Annotated in this window: 9 protein-coding genes; 7 read left to right on the top strand and 2 right to left on the bottom strand. The window is 53.3% G+C overall.

Features of this window, described 5'->3' with window-relative positions; all coding sequences use genetic code 11:
* Positions 1–23: 23 nt before the first annotated feature.
* The gene (locus PHACT_RS16455; protein ID WP_070116069.1) at positions 24–1997 is read right to left on the bottom strand and encodes a PAS domain S-box protein; all 1974 of its coding nucleotides are present in this window, start codon (positions 1995–1997) and stop codon (positions 24–26) included.
* A gap of 95 nt (positions 1998–2092) precedes the next feature.
* Complete coding sequence (locus PHACT_RS04265) at positions 2093–4549, bottom strand: EAL domain-containing protein (RefSeq protein WP_070116068.1); 2457 nt, start codon at positions 4547–4549, stop codon at positions 2093–2095.
* A gap of 427 nt (positions 4550–4976) precedes the next feature.
* On the opposite strand from PHACT_RS04265, the gene PHACT_RS04260 reads away from it, so the two are divergent.
* From PHACT_RS04260 to PHACT_RS04230, 7 genes are all read left to right on the top strand, one after another.
* Positions 4977–6902, top strand: coding sequence for a PQQ-binding-like beta-propeller repeat protein (locus PHACT_RS04260; RefSeq protein WP_070116067.1), 1926 nt, complete (start codon positions 4977–4979; stop codon positions 6900–6902).
* 39 nt (positions 6903–6941) lie between these two features.
* Positions 6942–7511: a YceI family protein gene (locus PHACT_RS04255; protein WP_070116066.1), complete on the top strand. Its 570-nt coding sequence runs from the start codon at positions 6942–6944 to the stop codon at positions 7509–7511.
* A gap of 26 nt (positions 7512–7537) precedes the next feature.
* A complete protein-coding gene (locus PHACT_RS04250; protein WP_083264337.1) occupies positions 7538–8182 on the top strand; it encodes a YceI family protein in 645 nt (214 codons plus the stop codon).
* A gap of 587 nt (positions 8183–8769) precedes the next feature.
* The gene (locus PHACT_RS04245) at positions 8770–12195 is read left to right on the top strand and encodes a TonB-dependent receptor domain-containing protein (protein WP_070116065.1); all 3426 of its coding nucleotides are present in this window, start codon (positions 8770–8772) and stop codon (positions 12193–12195) included.
* 150 nt (positions 12196–12345) lie between these two features.
* Positions 12346–13812 carry an agmatinase family protein gene (locus tag PHACT_RS04240; protein WP_083264336.1) on the top strand — a complete coding sequence of 489 codons (1467 nt, stop codon included), beginning with the start codon at positions 12346–12348 and terminating at the stop codon, positions 13810–13812.
* Positions 13809–15206 (top strand): agmatinase family protein, encoded by a 1398-nt coding sequence (locus tag PHACT_RS04235; RefSeq protein ID WP_070116064.1) that lies wholly within the window; start codon positions 13809–13811, stop codon positions 15204–15206. The genes PHACT_RS04240 and PHACT_RS04235 overlap by 4 nt, the downstream gene beginning before the upstream one ends.
* Before the next feature lie 35 nt (positions 15207–15241).
* A complete protein-coding gene (locus PHACT_RS04230; RefSeq protein ID WP_070116063.1) occupies positions 15242–16669 on the top strand; it encodes an agmatinase family protein in 1428 nt (475 codons plus the stop codon).
* Positions 16670–16699 lie beyond the last annotated feature (30 nt).

Genomic DNA, 16699 nt, shown 5'->3' with positions numbered 1-16699 from the left:
GGATACAGTAAATGACATTCGGGTCATGCCCCGGGTTCGTTGCTGGGCCGTGACGGAAATTCCACCATAAACTGCGTACCTGAACCAGGTGCCGAGCGAAAATCAATCTGGCCGTTCATCTTTTCGACCAGTTCCCGGGTTATTGCCAGGCCCAGGCCCGTGCCGCCGCGTTGCCGTGAGTCTGACGAGTCGGCCTGGGAAAACTTATGGAAGATTCGGGTGCGAAACTCATCGGGTATGCCCGGGCCCTGGTCTGACACAATTATGCAAACACTTTCGGCAGCCACCTCCAGTGAAATCAGAACCTCGGTTCCAGCGGGTGAGAATTTGATCGCGTTTGACAGCAGGTTTGCCATGACTTGCTCGAAGCGGACAGGGTCGACCATTACATCCACGTCGTGACCATTGTCGGTAAAGTTCAGACTGACCTGATAAGGCTCAGCATAAGGCTGGTTCTGCTTTAACGTGTTCCGGATCAGAGGTATGAGCGCTTGCCATTGCAGGTTAAAAGGCATCTTGCCTACCAGCAGTTTTTCCATATCAAGCAGGTCGTTTATCAGTGTTAGCAGGCGCTGGCTGTTTCTTTCTGCGACAGACACCATCTCTGCGGCTGGCTCTGGCACGGCGCCAAGTGTGCCGGAACTGATCAGCGTCAAGGCACCGCGAATGGCCGTCAACGGTGTTCGTAATTCGTGGCTTACGGTGGATACAAATTCGTTTTTCATACGATCCATACGTTTGCGTTCGGAGATGTCTTCAATGATAGACCAGATCAGTTTCTTGCCGTCGGCATCATGCACAACCATGCCGTTAAGGAGCACCGGGTAGCGACTGCCGTCCTTGCGCATGTATTCTTTTTCATAGGGGCCGTAACGACCGGTTTGCTGCATGCTGAGCAACTGTTCCTCTTCCTGTGGCGCGTACTCCTCAGGCGTAATCTGCCAATAACTAAGGCGGGTGAACTCTTCCTGCGAATAGCCGGTTGGCGCCAGCATGGCAGGGTTTAATTCAATAAAGGCACCGGTGTCGTAATCATTCAGGGCAATACCAAACGGTGAAAGTTCAAACAAACCGCGCAGCCGCGCCTCGCTGGTATGCAGAGCCTGTTGCGATTTTATTTGAGCACTGACGTCGGTATGAGTGCCTGATATCACCAACGGTTGTCCATCGGCGCTGCGACTGAGCAGGCGGCCGCGATCCTGAACCCAGACCCAGTGCCCCAGCTTGTGACGCATCCTGTAGGTCGTGTCATAGAACTCGGTGTCGCCCTCGAAGTGCGCCGATAGCGCCTGATAGGTTTTTTCCAGGTCGTCCGGGTGGGTCAGCTTCTTCCAGGTATCGATGTTTGTGGGTAGCAGTTCCTCAACCGTGTAGCCAATAATATCTGCCCAGCGTTCGTTAATAACGGTGCTGCCGGCCTGGACATTCCACTCCCAGGTGCCTGTGTTGGTCCCGTAAATGACAGACGCCAGTCGCTGCTCTGCCAGTTCCGCTCGTTGCAGTTGTTGTTTGATTTTGATCTGGCGCAGCTCCAGCTCTACAAGGTCGGCGAGATCGCGCAGCATCTGCAGGGACTCGCTGGACAGGGTTTTGGCTTCCGGGTGTATCAGGCAGAGTGTGCCGATTTTGCTGCCATCAACCCGGACCGGAGCGCCCGCGTAGAATCGTATATTCGGGGCATCGGTAACCAGCGGGTTGTCTGCAAAGCGGGCATCGCGGGAAGCGTCTGGGATAACAAAAATATCATCCTGCAATATCGTATGGCCGCAGAACGAAATATTTCGATCAGTTTGGGTGGCATCCAGGCCCTGGCGGGATTTAAACCACTGAATATCGTCGGCAACCAAAGACAACAGGGCGATATCGACGTCAAACATGCGCTGAGCGATCCGCGTAATACGGTCAAAACGCTCCTCTTTTTCACTGAACAACAAGCCGGTTGACTGCAGGGCATTCAGGCGTGTTGATTCATTGTTGGGTATTTCCGGTGATTTCATTAATGCCTCACGCGCCAGCCTGCCTGGGGATCTCTGGATTGTGTCACATACGGCAATAAAATCCAGTGTGTTGGTATGTGAGGCGGTTCAAGTGCCTAAGGCTTGCTCGCGCTGAACCAGTCGGCCAAGGCAACATCGTCTTTAAACATGGGTCTGGCGCGCAGGAATCCCTGATAGCAATTGCAGTTGATGTCTTTCAGGAAATTGAGCTCCTCAACAGTTTCAATGCCTTCCGCGACGACATTCATGTCCATGTCGTGCCCAAGATGGACCATTGTGCGTAACAGGCTTTCGTCATGCGATTCGGACCACTCGGACACAAAGCTTTTGTCAATTTTTAATGTTGACGGTCTAATTCTGTTGAGGTAACTCAATGAGCTGTAACCGGTGCCAAAGTCATCAAGAGCCAGTTTTACGCCCATTGCCCGTAATATGTCTATTGTCTGAATGGCAGTCTGCCAATCTGCCAATAACGCGGTTTCTGTGATTTCAAGTACAACGCTGTCCGGTGTTAACTGATAAATATTAAGCAGATTTTTCAGCGCGTCGATAAAATCCGGTTTTTGAATGTCCAGGGCAGACAGGTTGATGGACATAAACAGATTGCTATGCGTTTTTCGCCAATGTGCGAGCTGTTTCAGAGCAGTCTCCAGCATCAGCAAAGTTAACTCTGATATGAACCCCTGTTCCTCCATAACCTGCATGAAGGCGCCTGGTCCAATCAATCCCCTACTGGGGTGTTGCCAGCGAGCCAGCGCCTCAAAACCGATCAGCGAACCATCCTTGAACGAAAAAACCGCCTGGTAGGCAGCGGTGAATTGATTTTGCTGTAAGGCGTGCCTGACTTCCTGTGCGAGGTTGAAACGATCCCGCTGATGATCCTCCAGCGAGGCATCAAAGTATTTCACGGTTGGTGCGCTTGATCGTCGTGCAACAAACAAGGCGCTGTCCGCATGGCGTATCAAATCATCAGCAATTTTTGTATCCAGCGTTGTCATGGCGATGCCAATATCTGATGACAGGACAATCGTACGCTGGTCATCAAATTGCATCGGTTTTCTGGTGGTGGCTGCGAGTGATTCTGCCAATTGTGTCACTGAGGTAGCTGTCGCCCCCGTGCCGGTCATGATCAGAAATTCGTCGCCGCTTTCGCGGCCCAGAATACCGTCATCGTCAAGACACTGTGACAATTCCCATGCCAATCGTTGTAACACCTGATCGCCAGTGATGCGTCCATAAACATTGTTCACGGTATGGAAATCCCTGACGTCCAGCTTCAACACGGCGAATGTCTGGTGCGATTGCAGACTGTCAAGGCGGCTCTGCACTCGTGCACGAAAGGAGCCCAGAGAGTGCAGGGCGGTGAGTGGATCCCGCTGTTGTTCGATGCCACCATGTGAGGAAGCGACTGAGCCAGGTGAGCGTTGACGACTCGAACGGGATTTGACAAGCATGACCAGGCGCCAGGGTTCGATGGGTTTGGACACATATTCATCGCTGGTCAATCTGGCACATGCCAGCTGGGTGTCAATATCATTGGCGGCAGACATAAACAGCAAGGGGACGTGGCTGAACTTTTCATGCTGACGGATCAATTGCCCCAACTCAATGCCGTTACAGTGAGGCATGTGGACGTCTATCAATACCAGGTTAGGCAGCTCCTGATTCAACAGGAAGAGGGCGGAGGTGGCCCCTGAGGCGGTTTGAACGGCAAAGCCCGCCTGAGTCAGTGTCGACTTGTACAGCCTTAGCAGGTCAGTATCATCATCTACAAGCAATACGCGGCAGGGGTTCTTTGGGCCCAGATTGAGCTCTGAATCCAGTAAATGCAGCAGCCGGTCTTCGTCCAGGGGCTTGCTGAGGAAGAAATTACCACCGGCCCGGACAGCGGCGAGACGCAACTCGAACGAATCGTAGCCGGAAACAAAAATCACCGGAATGGGTTCACCGTTGCGTTGACGCCATTCAAGCACCTTATTGGCACCGGCGAAGCGCTTGCCAAAAAAATCCATATCGACGATAACCGCTCCGGGGCGGTAACGCTCGATGCAGCTAACAAAGGCGTCCAGGGTGTCAATTCCATGCACGGTATACCCGGTGCTTCGCAACAGGTGACTAAGCATTTTGCAGAAATCAGTGTCGTCGTCAAAAATCAGTATGGTTGCAGCATCATCGCCGGCCGACACTTGGTGATGATGAGAAACTGGAGTGGATTCGTTGCCATGTGCATGTGACGTGTTGGTGCGAAGGCAGTCAAGCAGATCGACCACGTGTTGATCCAGGGTGTGGCTGAACTCCGGGGCCGGTTTGGTGGCAGCAGAATTACAGGCCATTTCCAGGCCCTTGGCGACGTGTGACAGCGAGTCGAATCCGTATGCCTTGCCCGATCCAGCCAATCGATGGGCGATACTGGAGATTTCCTTCAACGTTGCGGACGTCGGAGAGTTTTGTAGCTCTTGCCAGCATTGCTCAAGGTTTAAACGATAGTCAGCCAGGTGTCGTTGATACTCCTCACTGAGTACGGCTAACTCTTCATGGAAACTGGAATGCATAAACTAAATCCGCTCAGCGGCTCCATATGCAAAATCTGATAATTACATGACAGTATGTCAAAGTTCAATCCTGGCCAAACACAAATCCATGATCTCTATAATAGAAGAGCAGAGTAGTGACAAAAATGTGATCTTTGTCACAAAAGGGGGCGCTCGAGGCAAGCTCGGCAATCTCTCTCAAGCCTGTGACGCGTATCTAGAGGTTTTGCTGTCATAGCCGCAACCTGAGCATTTCCGGGCTTGTCTCACTATTGCAAAAGGACCGCCCAGCTTGCTTAGCATGCATGGATGCCTTATTCTTGCGTGTACCTAAATGTGGCTGCGTTGCTGCCTGAGATGACGACTTTCGGTTTTCTCCGTGGTCGTTGTGCGGCATCGAGTCAAGCGATTCATAAAAAGAAAATAGCCTGAATTCAGGGAGTTACGAATGATTAGAACTAAGCGTGTGATATCGGCGCTGGCGCTGGGCGTCAGTTCGCTGGTCTGTTCAACTGCGGTCTGGAGCCAGTCCGGCACAGACGTTTCTGCTGGAGACTGGCCTGATTACAACGGTAATATGGCCGCTCAGCGCTATTCGCCACTGGACCAGATCAACGCCGACAACGTCAACTCCCTGGAGATTGCCTGGCGTCTGCCCACAGGTCTGTTCGGCTCTCAGCCCGAATTCAATGCCACCTTTACACCGCTGGAAGTTGATGGCGTGTTGTATACCACCATTGGCGCGCAGCGTGACATCGTGGCCCTGGACGCCGTAACCGGGCAATTGCTGTGGCAATGGCGTGCGCAGGAAGGTGAGCGTTTCGATGCCGCGCCCCGTAAAGGTTCTGGCCGTGGCGTGGCGTTCTGGCGTGATGGTGACAAGCGTCGTGTACTGACTATTACACCGGGTTTCTTCCTGGTGTCTCTGGATGCAGATACCGGTCTGCCCGATCCCGAATTTGGTAACAATGGCGTTATCGACATGCAGGAAGGCCTGCGTCTGGGCGAAGGCCGTGAGGACATTGATATCGGTTCATCCATGCCGCCCTTTGTCATGAACGATGTCATTGTTGTGGGTCCGGCCATGGCCGTGTCCATGCGTCCGCCGTCAATGGCCAACGTCAAGGGTGATGTGCGGGCGTACAGCGCCAGCACTGGCGAGCATCTGTGGACATTCCACACGATTCCGCGTCCGGGCGAATTCGGGTATGACACATGGTTGGAAAACAGTGCCGATTATACCGGTAACACCGGTGTCTGGGCGCCGATGTCAGGTGATCCTGATCTGGGCATGGTGTATCTGCCCGTGGAAGCCGCAACCGGCGACCGTTATGGCGGTGACCGTCCAGGCGACAACCTGTTCTCCAGCAGTCTGGTGGCGGTGGATATTGCCACCGGTGAGCGCCAGTGGCACCAACAAATGATTCATCATGATATCTGGGACTGGGACAACCCCGCTGCGCCAATCCTGGCCGATCTGCCCAACGGTCGTGAGATCGTCATGCAGGTGACCAAACAGTCATTCGTGTATACCTATGACCGCGCCACCGGTGAGCCCATCTGGCCAATCGAAGAACTGCCTGTACCAGCCGGCGATGTGCCGGGCGAGTGGTACGCGCCAACTCAGCCTTTCCCGACCAAACCGGCCGGCTTTGATCGTCAGGGCATTACCGAGGATGATCTGGTGGATTTCACACCGGAAATCTACGCGGCTGCGCTGGAAGCCATCAAACCCTTCCGTCTGGGCACAAACCTGTATTCTCCACCGTCTGTGAAAGATGCAGCCGATGGCACTCAGGGCACGCTGAGCCTGCCATCTGCGACCGGTGGTGCGAACTGGGAAGGGGCGGCAATGGACCCTGAAACCGGCATGTTGTATGTGCCTTCCAGGACAGTGGCGACCGTTCTGTCGGTGGACAAAGACCAAAATTCGGATATCGACTTCAGCATGGCACTGGGTGTGCGGGTGCCGCGAGCCATGGGCCTGCCGATTGCCAAGCCACCGTATGGCCGCATTACCGGCATCGATATGGTTGAAGGCGAACACGAGTGGATGATTGCGAACGCGGATACACCCGCATCTATCGCTAACAATGCTGCACTGGAAGGTGTCGACATTCCCCGGACGGGCGTTGAAACCCGCTCGGGCCTGTTGCTGACAAAAACCCTGCTGTTCTCGGGTGAAGGCACTGGTGGTGGTCCGACACTGCGCGCACATGACAAGCAAACTGGCGAGATTGTTGCCGAAATCGAGATGCCTGGCACTCAGACCGGTCAGCCATTTACCTACGCGCATGAAGGCAAGCAATACCTTGGCATGGTTGTCAGTGAACGAGGCAATCCATCCGAACTGGTTATTTATACGCTTCCGTAAAGTGCTATAACGAAATTGTGATACCAAGGAGTAGAAGTAATGAAACGTAATAAATTCACTCAGGCGGCGCTTGCGCCGCTGCTGCTGGCTGCCTCTGTATCGGCCCAGGCAGCGACATGGGAAATCGACCCCGAAGACTCAACAGTGATCTTCAAATATTCGTACTCGGACACCCCGTACCAGGGCGAATTCCGCAATGTACAGGCGACGTTTGAAATCGATCCACTGAGCCCTTCTGAGTGCAAGATTGACGTTACCATCCCGATTGAGGATCTGTACGTAGGCGACGAGGAAACCAAGAGCTACATGTTCGACATCGAACTGTTTGACGTAGACCAGTTTCCAACGGCCACCTTTGTCGCTGATCAGTGCGAAGTGACTGGCGTTGACTCGTTCACTGCCAAAGGTATGCTGACGATTCGTGACCAGACTCATCCCATCGACTTCCCGTTTGACCTGGATATTGATGGCATGCGTTTTAATCTGACCAGCGAAGTGACTGTGCAGCGCCTGGATTACGGTGTTGGTCAGGGTTATTTTGCCAATACCTCGGCCATTCCGAATGACATCGTGATTGAAGTCGATGTTTACGCGGATATGTTGCAATAACAGGGGTCAACACCAAGGAAATTTCCATGCTCGCAAATATGTTTAATAAATACCGCCAGTTCTTGCTGGTGTTGGCCGGTTCTGCGGTTCTGGTGTCCTGTGATCGATTGATCACGCCGGATTTTGAGACCAGTGTCGCCGAACTCAGAGGTGGTCAGTTCACGCTGGACAAGGAGCACGCCACCTTGATCTGGAAAGTGGACCATCTGGGATTCTCCCGCTACATCGGTCGCTTTGATGATTTTGACGCCACACTCGATTTCGATTCTGAAAATGTTGAGAATTCCAGTCTGGAAGTGATCATTGAAACAGCGTCCCTGGATGTCAATAACGAGGCATTCGCGGAAGATCTCCGCGGCTCTGACTGGTTTGATGTGGAGAATTTCCCGCAAGCAGTCTTCAGAACAACGTCTTTTGTTGAAGCCATTGATGAGGATACCTTTGTTTTTGAAGGTGACCTGACGCTTCTGGGGACTACCGGACCTATGACCATGACGGTTAACTTTAACGGCGGTGGGCGTAATTTCCTGACGCGACGTTACACGCTGGGCTTCTCCGCAACTGCCGAGTTCCAGCGATCTGATTTTGGTCTGGATAACATGGTTTCATTTGGTGTCGGTGACGATATCCAGGTAGAAGTGCATGTTGAATTCCAGGATTCCTCACTGTAGGAAGTTCCTGAATTGAGTCCGGGGCGACCGCCTGGTTGCCCCGGATATTTCCCTCTCTATCCCTGCCGTAGGCTTTCCATTCTGTTATTCTTTGTACTCCAGCTCTGAACGATCTACGTTGTTCGACGTAGTTGCTTTCTTTCTCTAGGCTAAAACACGCACTCGATGTTGGTGCTGCGCGTAACTGCGTATGTGTGCCTTTTTATAAGTACTCCAGCGTATTCTTCTGAGTTGTTTTGTGCGGTAAATTTAAACTATTTGGGTAGCTTTGTTTTTTACTTATCGGTATTTTTGTGCCTGTAAGTGACTAGTTTTAAACAATAAAAAGTAAATTATTGTGCACAATAATGTGATCTGGCTGCCATTTTTTGCCCCGAAATGAATCGTTCTCCGGTTATGTTTTTAGATCAAATATTTTAAATTACTGAAAAATATTAACAAAATTTTAGTGGCACACATATTGCTCTCCCCTCGGTGTTAGCCCTGGCCAGTTGCATTCATTGAACTGGCAGGCACATAAGACACAACAACACTTGAGCCAGATACTGGCGGTCAACTGCTAGAGATACCGGGGGGTATGACACCTAATGAACACGAAGCCACACAATTCCTTTGCACGACGTCGTCTCACTGTTGCGATCGCCATGTTGGCGGGCGTTGCCTCAACACCGTTTACCTACGCACAACAATCGGACACACCTGTTATCGAAGAGCTGGTTGTCACCGGCAGCCGCATCCAGCGCGTAGACAATGCGACCTCCACACAGCCATTGTCTGTTATTAGCGCAGAAGACCTGTCCAGTTCGGCCACCGTGGATATTGGTGAGATACTGAACGAGAACCCGGCGTTGCTGTCATCGGTTACCAGCACAAACTCAATCGGTGGTACTGCTGCCAACAGCACCCGCTCCAGCAACGTTGGTGGCAGTGCTTTGAATTTGCGCTCCCTGGGTTCGCAGCGAACGCTGACACTGGTCAATGGCCGCCGCCACGTCTCTGGGATTGAAGGTACATCCTCAGTGGATGTCTCAACCATTCCTTCGGCATTGATCGAACGTGTTGAAGTGCTCACTGGTGGTGCTTCGGCAGTTTATGGTGCTGATGCGGTCACGGGTGTTGTCAATTTTGTGTTGCGCGACGATTACGAAGGTGTAGATATTGATTTTCGCACGGGTATATCGGGTGAAGGCGATGCCAATACGCTGAGCCTGCGTGCATTGATTGGTCAGAATTTTGATGACAATCGCGGTAACTTTACCGTGTCGTTACAGCATGACTCCAGCGATGGTCTGCGAGCGGGAGATCGTAGTTTTCTTGCCAATGACGGACGGGCCACAGGTGATGTAAACCCGGCGTTTCGCTTCCAGCAGGGCGATATTACCGCGGCTAACACGCCTAACCTTGCGCAATATTACAATTTCAACAACACCGGCCTGTTTCCCTACGGCCTGCGAATTCCAAGTGCCGCTACCTTTGCCAGCAATTATCAGAACGAATTCGGTACCGCACCTACGCTGACCGCCGCAGAGCAGGCATTGTTTGACCGACCCTCAACGTCAAGTCCACGCGCGCTTTTGCCCGGCAGAACTTTTAACATTACCTCACCCTACGGCGTTGTCGCGCTGGGCGACTTTGGTACCTCGGTACCGTTGGGGCAGGAGCCTGACCTTAATGGTAATGGCACCTCCGACTGTCTGGACAGCTTTACCGGTTACAATTCCAGTCTGGATGGCGCAGGATCGTACGGCGCAGTTGGTGGCTGCTGGGTCATAAATGAAGCTGGGGAGCTGGTTTCTTATGAGGACGGTCTGGTCACGGGTAACTTCAACCAGTTTGGTGCGGCGCAAAGCTATATTGCTCCGAACCGGCCATTTGTCATACCGCAAGACGACAAATACTCGATCAACCTCAATGGTCGTTATGAGCTGTCGCCGACAATGGAGTTGTTTGCGGAAACCAAGTATGTGTATCACGAAGTAGTGTTTGGTGGCGGCGGCAATCAGGCTACCGACCTGTTGTATGCTGCACCTGATAACCCCTTCCTGCCAAGTCAGTTGGCCTCGTTTGCCAATAATCCTGGTGTAGGTTTTGTCGGTCCTGGCGGTTTGTACATCAACCGCGACTCTGATGACTGGGGTGACAACGAATCCGTCAACCGTCGCACCACCGTTCGTTTCGTTGGCGGTTTGCGTGGCAGCCTTGATCAATGGGGCCTGGACTACGAAGTGGCAGCCAACTACGGTAAATTCAATCGTCATTACAAATCACCGTTCACGCCGATTACCGATCGTTTTTTTGCGGCAATTGACGTCACCACCGATCCGGCGACTGGCCAGCCTGTATGTCGTTCCGATCTTAGCGCAACGGCCTACCCGAGAACGACCCCGTTCAACTTCCCTGCCTATCTGGGCGGTGGTGCATTATCATCATTCTTCAGCTTCCAGCCAGGTGATGGTCAGTGCCAGCCCGCCAACCTTTTTGGTGGTAAGGGATCAATCAGTCAGGAGTCCATCGACTTCTTCACTTACACACGCACCGTTAAGGAAGAAATTGAGCAATCTGTTATCAGCGGCTTTGTCAGCGGTAATAGCAGTGAGTTCTTTACCTTGCCTGCCGGCCCGGTTTCCTTTGCTTTTGGCGGTGAGTGGCGTGAAGAGACCAGTGCACAAGAGTATGACAGCTATGACCAGGGCGTCCTGCCGGTCAGTGGTGTGACTGTTGATGGCGTTGCGTTTGAGGCGGGCGACTGGATCGGTGACGTAAGCAATGCCCAGAGTCTTGGTGGTTCGCCCGGCAACCGCGCATTGAGCACCAGCGCGAGCTACGACGTGTGGGACATCTTTGGTGAGTTTGAAATCCCATTGCTCAGTAACCTGCCCCTGATCGAAACGCTGACATTGGACGGTGCTTTCCGTCGGGCGGATTATTCAACCTTCGGTGAAAGTGATACCTTTAAAGTGGGTGGTCTTTGGGCGCCGGTTCAGGATATTCGTTTCCGCGCCAATTACAGTAAAGCGGTTCGAGTGCCAAACCTGTTCGAACTGTTTTCCCCGGAGCAGGGTCAAAACTTCCGCCCGAATGACCCTTGTGATGTTTCGCAGCTGAGCAGCGCTCCAAATCCAACAACGCGTCAGAACAACTGTGTTGCAGACCTTCAGTCAAAAAATGTCCCGAACGAGAATATCTTTGACGCCAGCGGCAACTACATATTTGTGGATCCGCTATCAGCTGGTTTCCCAGGTGTTATTGGTGGTAACCCCGACCTTGAGCCGGAAGAGGCAATTACCAAGACCTTTGGTGTTGTTGTGCAGCCGCGTTTCATCGAAGGGTTGACAGTCAGCCTGGATTACTGGGATATCGTGATCGAAGACGCCATCTCGGAAATATCGGCGCAGAACATTGCCACCAGTTGTTACGACTCACCTTCACTGGACAACCCGTTCTGTGAACTGCTGGATCGTAACCGCGAACCAACGTCCGCGCAGTCAGGCGGTTTTACTTTCCTGCGTCAGGTACAGCTTAACTTCGGTGAAGCCAAGGCAACGGGTGTCGACCTCAATGTTAACTACGGTTTTAATATCGGCGATTATCAGATAGGTCTGGGTGGCGCAGTAACGAAGCAGCTTGAACTGGAGTTCATTGAACCGTCAAACCCGGGTGAAGAAGCGGTGGTCGACGATGATCTGATGGAAATGAATCGTCCAGAGTGGGCAGGGCAATTGAACTTCAGTGTTGCCACCGGTCCGTTCAGTGTTTCTCTGCGATCCCAGTACCTGAGTGAAATGGCGCTGACCGGTCCCATCGAAACCGCAGTTCAGAACTATGGTCCTGGCATCTTTACGGATGAGTTCTTTTCTCACAACTTGTCAGGCAACTGGGACTACAGCTCTACCGTACGGATCTATGGCGGTGTCAGCAACCTGACCGATGAAAAGCCCTTCGCCACTGAGCGTAGTTATCCGGTCAGCCCGGTTGGCCGAGCTTACTATCTGGGTATCAATGTGGCCCTGTGATGCAAAGTCACAGGCCGGATAATTCAGGAAATTTGGTTGAGTAAACCAGTGGAGTAGTAAGTGCGTCGCCTTGTCTGTCATCGCCCTGGTTTTATGGGGAGATGACAGACAAGGCCTCGCCACCTTCTGCAGTAATTCAAAGGACCTCGCATGAAAACAACACAGACATGCATATCTCGTATAACCCTGGCAGCAATCGGGTTGCTTATGTACACCCTGTCGATACCACTGCTGGCACAGGATGATGACGAAGAAGAACGTGAACCTATCGAATTCCCGAGCTCGCTGGACGAAAAACTGTCCACGCTCACCGAAGCTGAAATGGAGTTTTTAAGCACCGGTCCCACGCGCCGGTTTGCCAGTACTCCAGAGTTGTTGATTGAAGCGCTTGAAAAACGCACAGCGCCTGAGGTGCGCGCCTATGTTGATGCCATGATCTGGGTGACAGAGCAGCAAGCGTTTCAGGAAGGCGTGGACCTTGATCATATCCCGCTGAATACGGATAGCCCGGACTTTAATGCCTATGCCGTACGCCGACCGCGTAGTTTTGATCCCGATCGCGAGCCGGGGCCTATCGACCTGTCCCGTTATGGTGGTCGTAGTGGTATTCCAACCTTTGCTGGCGCACCCATCGCACTGACGCCTGAAGATCTGATTGCCGGCGACGTTGATGTCGCCATCGTTGGTGCCCCCCTGAACATGGGCTCTGGCTGGCGTGGTGCTCAACACGGTCCGTTGGCTCTGCGACTGATTGGTCGGGTCGGTGGTAACGACCAGTACACCCAGATCAGCCCCAGCCGCGAGCTGAATATTGTCGACTACGGCGACATAGCCATTGATCAGGACAGCACCGAGCGCAGCATGCAGCACGTGCGTGAGATTGTACGGGAGATTGCAGAAACCGGCGCCGTACCGTTTATTGTGGGCGGTGATCATTCGTTGGAATATCCCAACGTCGCAGCATTGGTCGATGTTTACGGCGAAGACAATCTCAGTGTGATTCACTTTGATGCTCATTACGACGTAGGTCGAGACCGCGCCCACTTTATCGATCACGGTCAGCCTATCTATCGCCTGTTGGCAGATGGCCACATAAAAGGCGGTGACTACATCCAGGTCGGTCTGCGCTCTGGCAGTCCCAGTGAAAGTGGCTACAAATGGATGCGTGAACAGGGGTTCAAATATCATTCCATGGCTGAGGTTGAACGCTATGGCTGGGATTATGTGCTGGAAAGAATACTCAGCGAAGCCAAGGCCGATGGCCGCAAGCTGCACATCTCCTTCGACGTTGATGTGCTGGACCCTTCGTATATCGCTGGCACGGGTACGCCGGTTTCCGGCGGACTGACACCGCGCGAAGCCATTCCCATCATTCGCAAGTTATGTGCACAGCAGGAGGTTGTCGGTTTCGACATTGTTGAGATTGCGCCAGAAATAGATCCGACCTATGTCACCAACCTGCACAGCGCCGCGATCGTGCAGGCCTGTCTGATTGGCGTTTCCATGCGCAAGCTGGGTTTTGATCCGGACTACCTGAACCCGATCACCATTGATCACGCACAGGACGACTATCACGTTCAGAACCACGAGCAGAACAACGAGGAGAATGCGCCATGATACACAGGACTGGATGTCACCTTATGTCGGCGCTGGCCCTGAGTGTGCTTGTGTCTGCCTATTCCGCAATGGCATTAGCCCAGGCTCGTATTCCCGCTGATATCAGAGCCAAATTTGAATTGTTAACAGAAGAGCAGGTTGCTTTTCTGGGCACAGAACAACCGATGCGCGTGATTGCGACGCGGGAGAAGCTGTACCAGGATCTTGAGCGTCGAACGCCTGAGCAAGTTCAGCAGTACGTCAGTGACATGATCGATGCAGTCGAAGCACATGCTTATCGGCCCGGCATCGACATGGCAGAAATACCGCTGAACCCTGAAGCCAGCCGGTTCAACAGTTTTAAAGTTGTGCAGCCGGAGATCCTGAAGGAGCGCCTGCGTGATCCGGGACCCGTCAATGTGCATCGTTATATCAATCAATGGGCAGGTATCCCTACTTTCGCCGGTGCACCTGTTGCGGTCACCCCCGAAGACCTGGTCGCGGGCAATGTGGAGGTAGCGATTGCCGGTATTCCGCAAAGCATGAGCAGCGGTAGTCGTGACGGCCGCAATGCACCCAACGTGTTGCGGGCAATGCATGTGGCCGGCAATCTGGATGTTTATGCCATGGTTGACCCCGGCGCTGTCCTTAATATCGTTGACTATGGCGACATCTCGGTCGACAGGATGAGCCTGGAGCGCGGGCTGGATCATGTCTACGACATGGTACTGGAGATAGCCAATACCGGTGCGGTGCCTTTTCTGATTGGTGGGGACCACTCCCTGATGTACCCCAATGTGAAAGCGGTGCAGATGTCCGATGCGGAGCAGTCGCTGACGGTGGTGCATTTTGGTGCCAATTACAATGCCGAGCCTACCCGCGCGCACACGATTTCAGACCGCGATGCGGTTTACCGCCTGGTGTCAGAAGGCGTCATAGAAGGTGAAAACCTGATACAGGTAGGCCTGCGTGGATCGCAGGCAAACAAGGCGTCATTCGAATGGCTGCGCGACAACGAGGTCAGGTATCACACCATGGCATCCGTAGAAGTGAACGGTTGGCAGGAAGTCATGGCGGCTGTTCTGGAGGAAGCAGAGGATGCGCGTAATCCACTGTATATCTCTCTCGATGTCAGTGTGCTTGATCCGACCGAGCTGACCGCCGCAGGCCGGGCAGTGCCCGGTGGTCTGACCATCCGGGAAATCACACCGCTGCTCAGACGTCTGTGCGCTGAGAATGACGTTGCCGGCCTTGAGCTAATGGACTTTGCGCCCATGCTGGATCTGAGTTACGTCAGTGCCATGAACGCGAATTACATGCTCAACGCCTGTCTGACGGGTATTGCCATGCGTAAGCAGGGGATCACCGACGAGAACTACCTTGATCCCACGACGGTGGACCATGGTCAGAATTGATGGCTGCTTTTACGACTTGGCAACAGGAATCCGGTATGAAGAATAGTACAAAAATGTTCGGCGTCATTGCTCTGGTGGTGGCTATCAGCACTGCCATGTCAGCCGCATTGGCGCAGCAAGACGACGCGGAAGAGAGAACAGCAGTTGTCGAGTTTCCCGCATCACTGGACGCTAAGTTGTCGGTGCTGACTGACGTGCAGCTCGCGTACCTGAAAGACAGCAGCAAGACTCGCCGATACGCGTCTACCACGGAAGATCTGATTGCCGCGCTGGAGAAGCGCTCGGCTGAACAGGTCGTTGCCTATGTTGATGCCATGATGTGGGTAGAAGACCAGACCGGCTTTGTGCAGGGTCGTGACATGGCGTGGTTGCCACTGAATACCGAATCGCCGGATTTTAATGCCTGGATGGTGCGCCGACCCAGAAGCTTTGACCCGGAGCGCGAGCCGGGACCCGTCAGTCTGGCCCGGGGTATCCCAACGTTTGCCGGCGCACCGGTGGCGCTGACTCCTGAAGACCTGATTGCCGGGGAGGTCGAAGTGGCCATTGTAGGCGCGCCCTTGAACATGGGCTCAGGCTGGCGCGACGCCGGTTATGGCCCTCTGGTAATGCGTACCACCGGTGGTATGGCGGGTAACGATCAATACACCCAGATCAGCCCCAGTCGTGAATTGAATATTGTCGATTATGGTGATATCGCCATTGACAACGACAGCACTGAACGCAGCATGCAGCATGTTCGGGAAGTGGTGCGGGAAATTGCCGAAACCGGTGCCATACCCTTGATAGTCGGCGGCGACCATTCACTGGAATACCCCAATGTGGCGGGGCTGGTGGATGTCTACGGCAAAGGCAATGTCAGTGTTATTCACTTTGATGCACATCATGACGTGGGAATGGGCGACAGCCCTCATCACATCTCACACGGGCAGCCGATTTACCGTCTGATGCGGGATAACCACATCACCGGCAGCGACTACATACAGGTCGGGCTGCGCTCTGGCGGGCCCAGCGAAAGTGGCTATCGCTGGATGCAGGAGCAAGGCTTCAAATACCACTCAATGGCCGAGGTCGAGCGTTATGGTTGGGACTATGTCATGCAGCGAGTGCTTGATGAAGCCAAACGTGATGGGCGCAAACTGCATATCTCCTTCGATGTCGATGTGCTCGATCCTTCCTATATTGTCGGCACCGGTACGCCGGTTTCCGGCGGTCTGACACCGCGCGAAGCAATCCCGATTGTGCGTAAACTCTGCGCCCAGCAAGAGCTGATAGGTTTCGATATTGTCGAAATAGCGCCGGCACTGGATCCGGGGTATACAACAGCGTTGCACAGTGCCGCCATCATCAAAGCCTGCCTGGTGGGTGTTGCGATGCGAAAGTTGGGGCATGACATCGATTATCTGAACCCGGTAACCATTGATCATGCGCAGGACAACTACGTTGAGGAGAATCCACAATGATGCGGACACTACCCTGTCGGCTGTTGGCCG

This window comes from Pseudohongiella acticola, assembly GCF_001758195.1.
GTDB classification, from domain to species: Bacteria; Pseudomonadota; Gammaproteobacteria; order Pseudomonadales; family Pseudohongiellaceae; genus Pseudohongiella; species Pseudohongiella acticola.
This window is presented reverse-complemented; position numbering and strand designations above follow the sequence as displayed.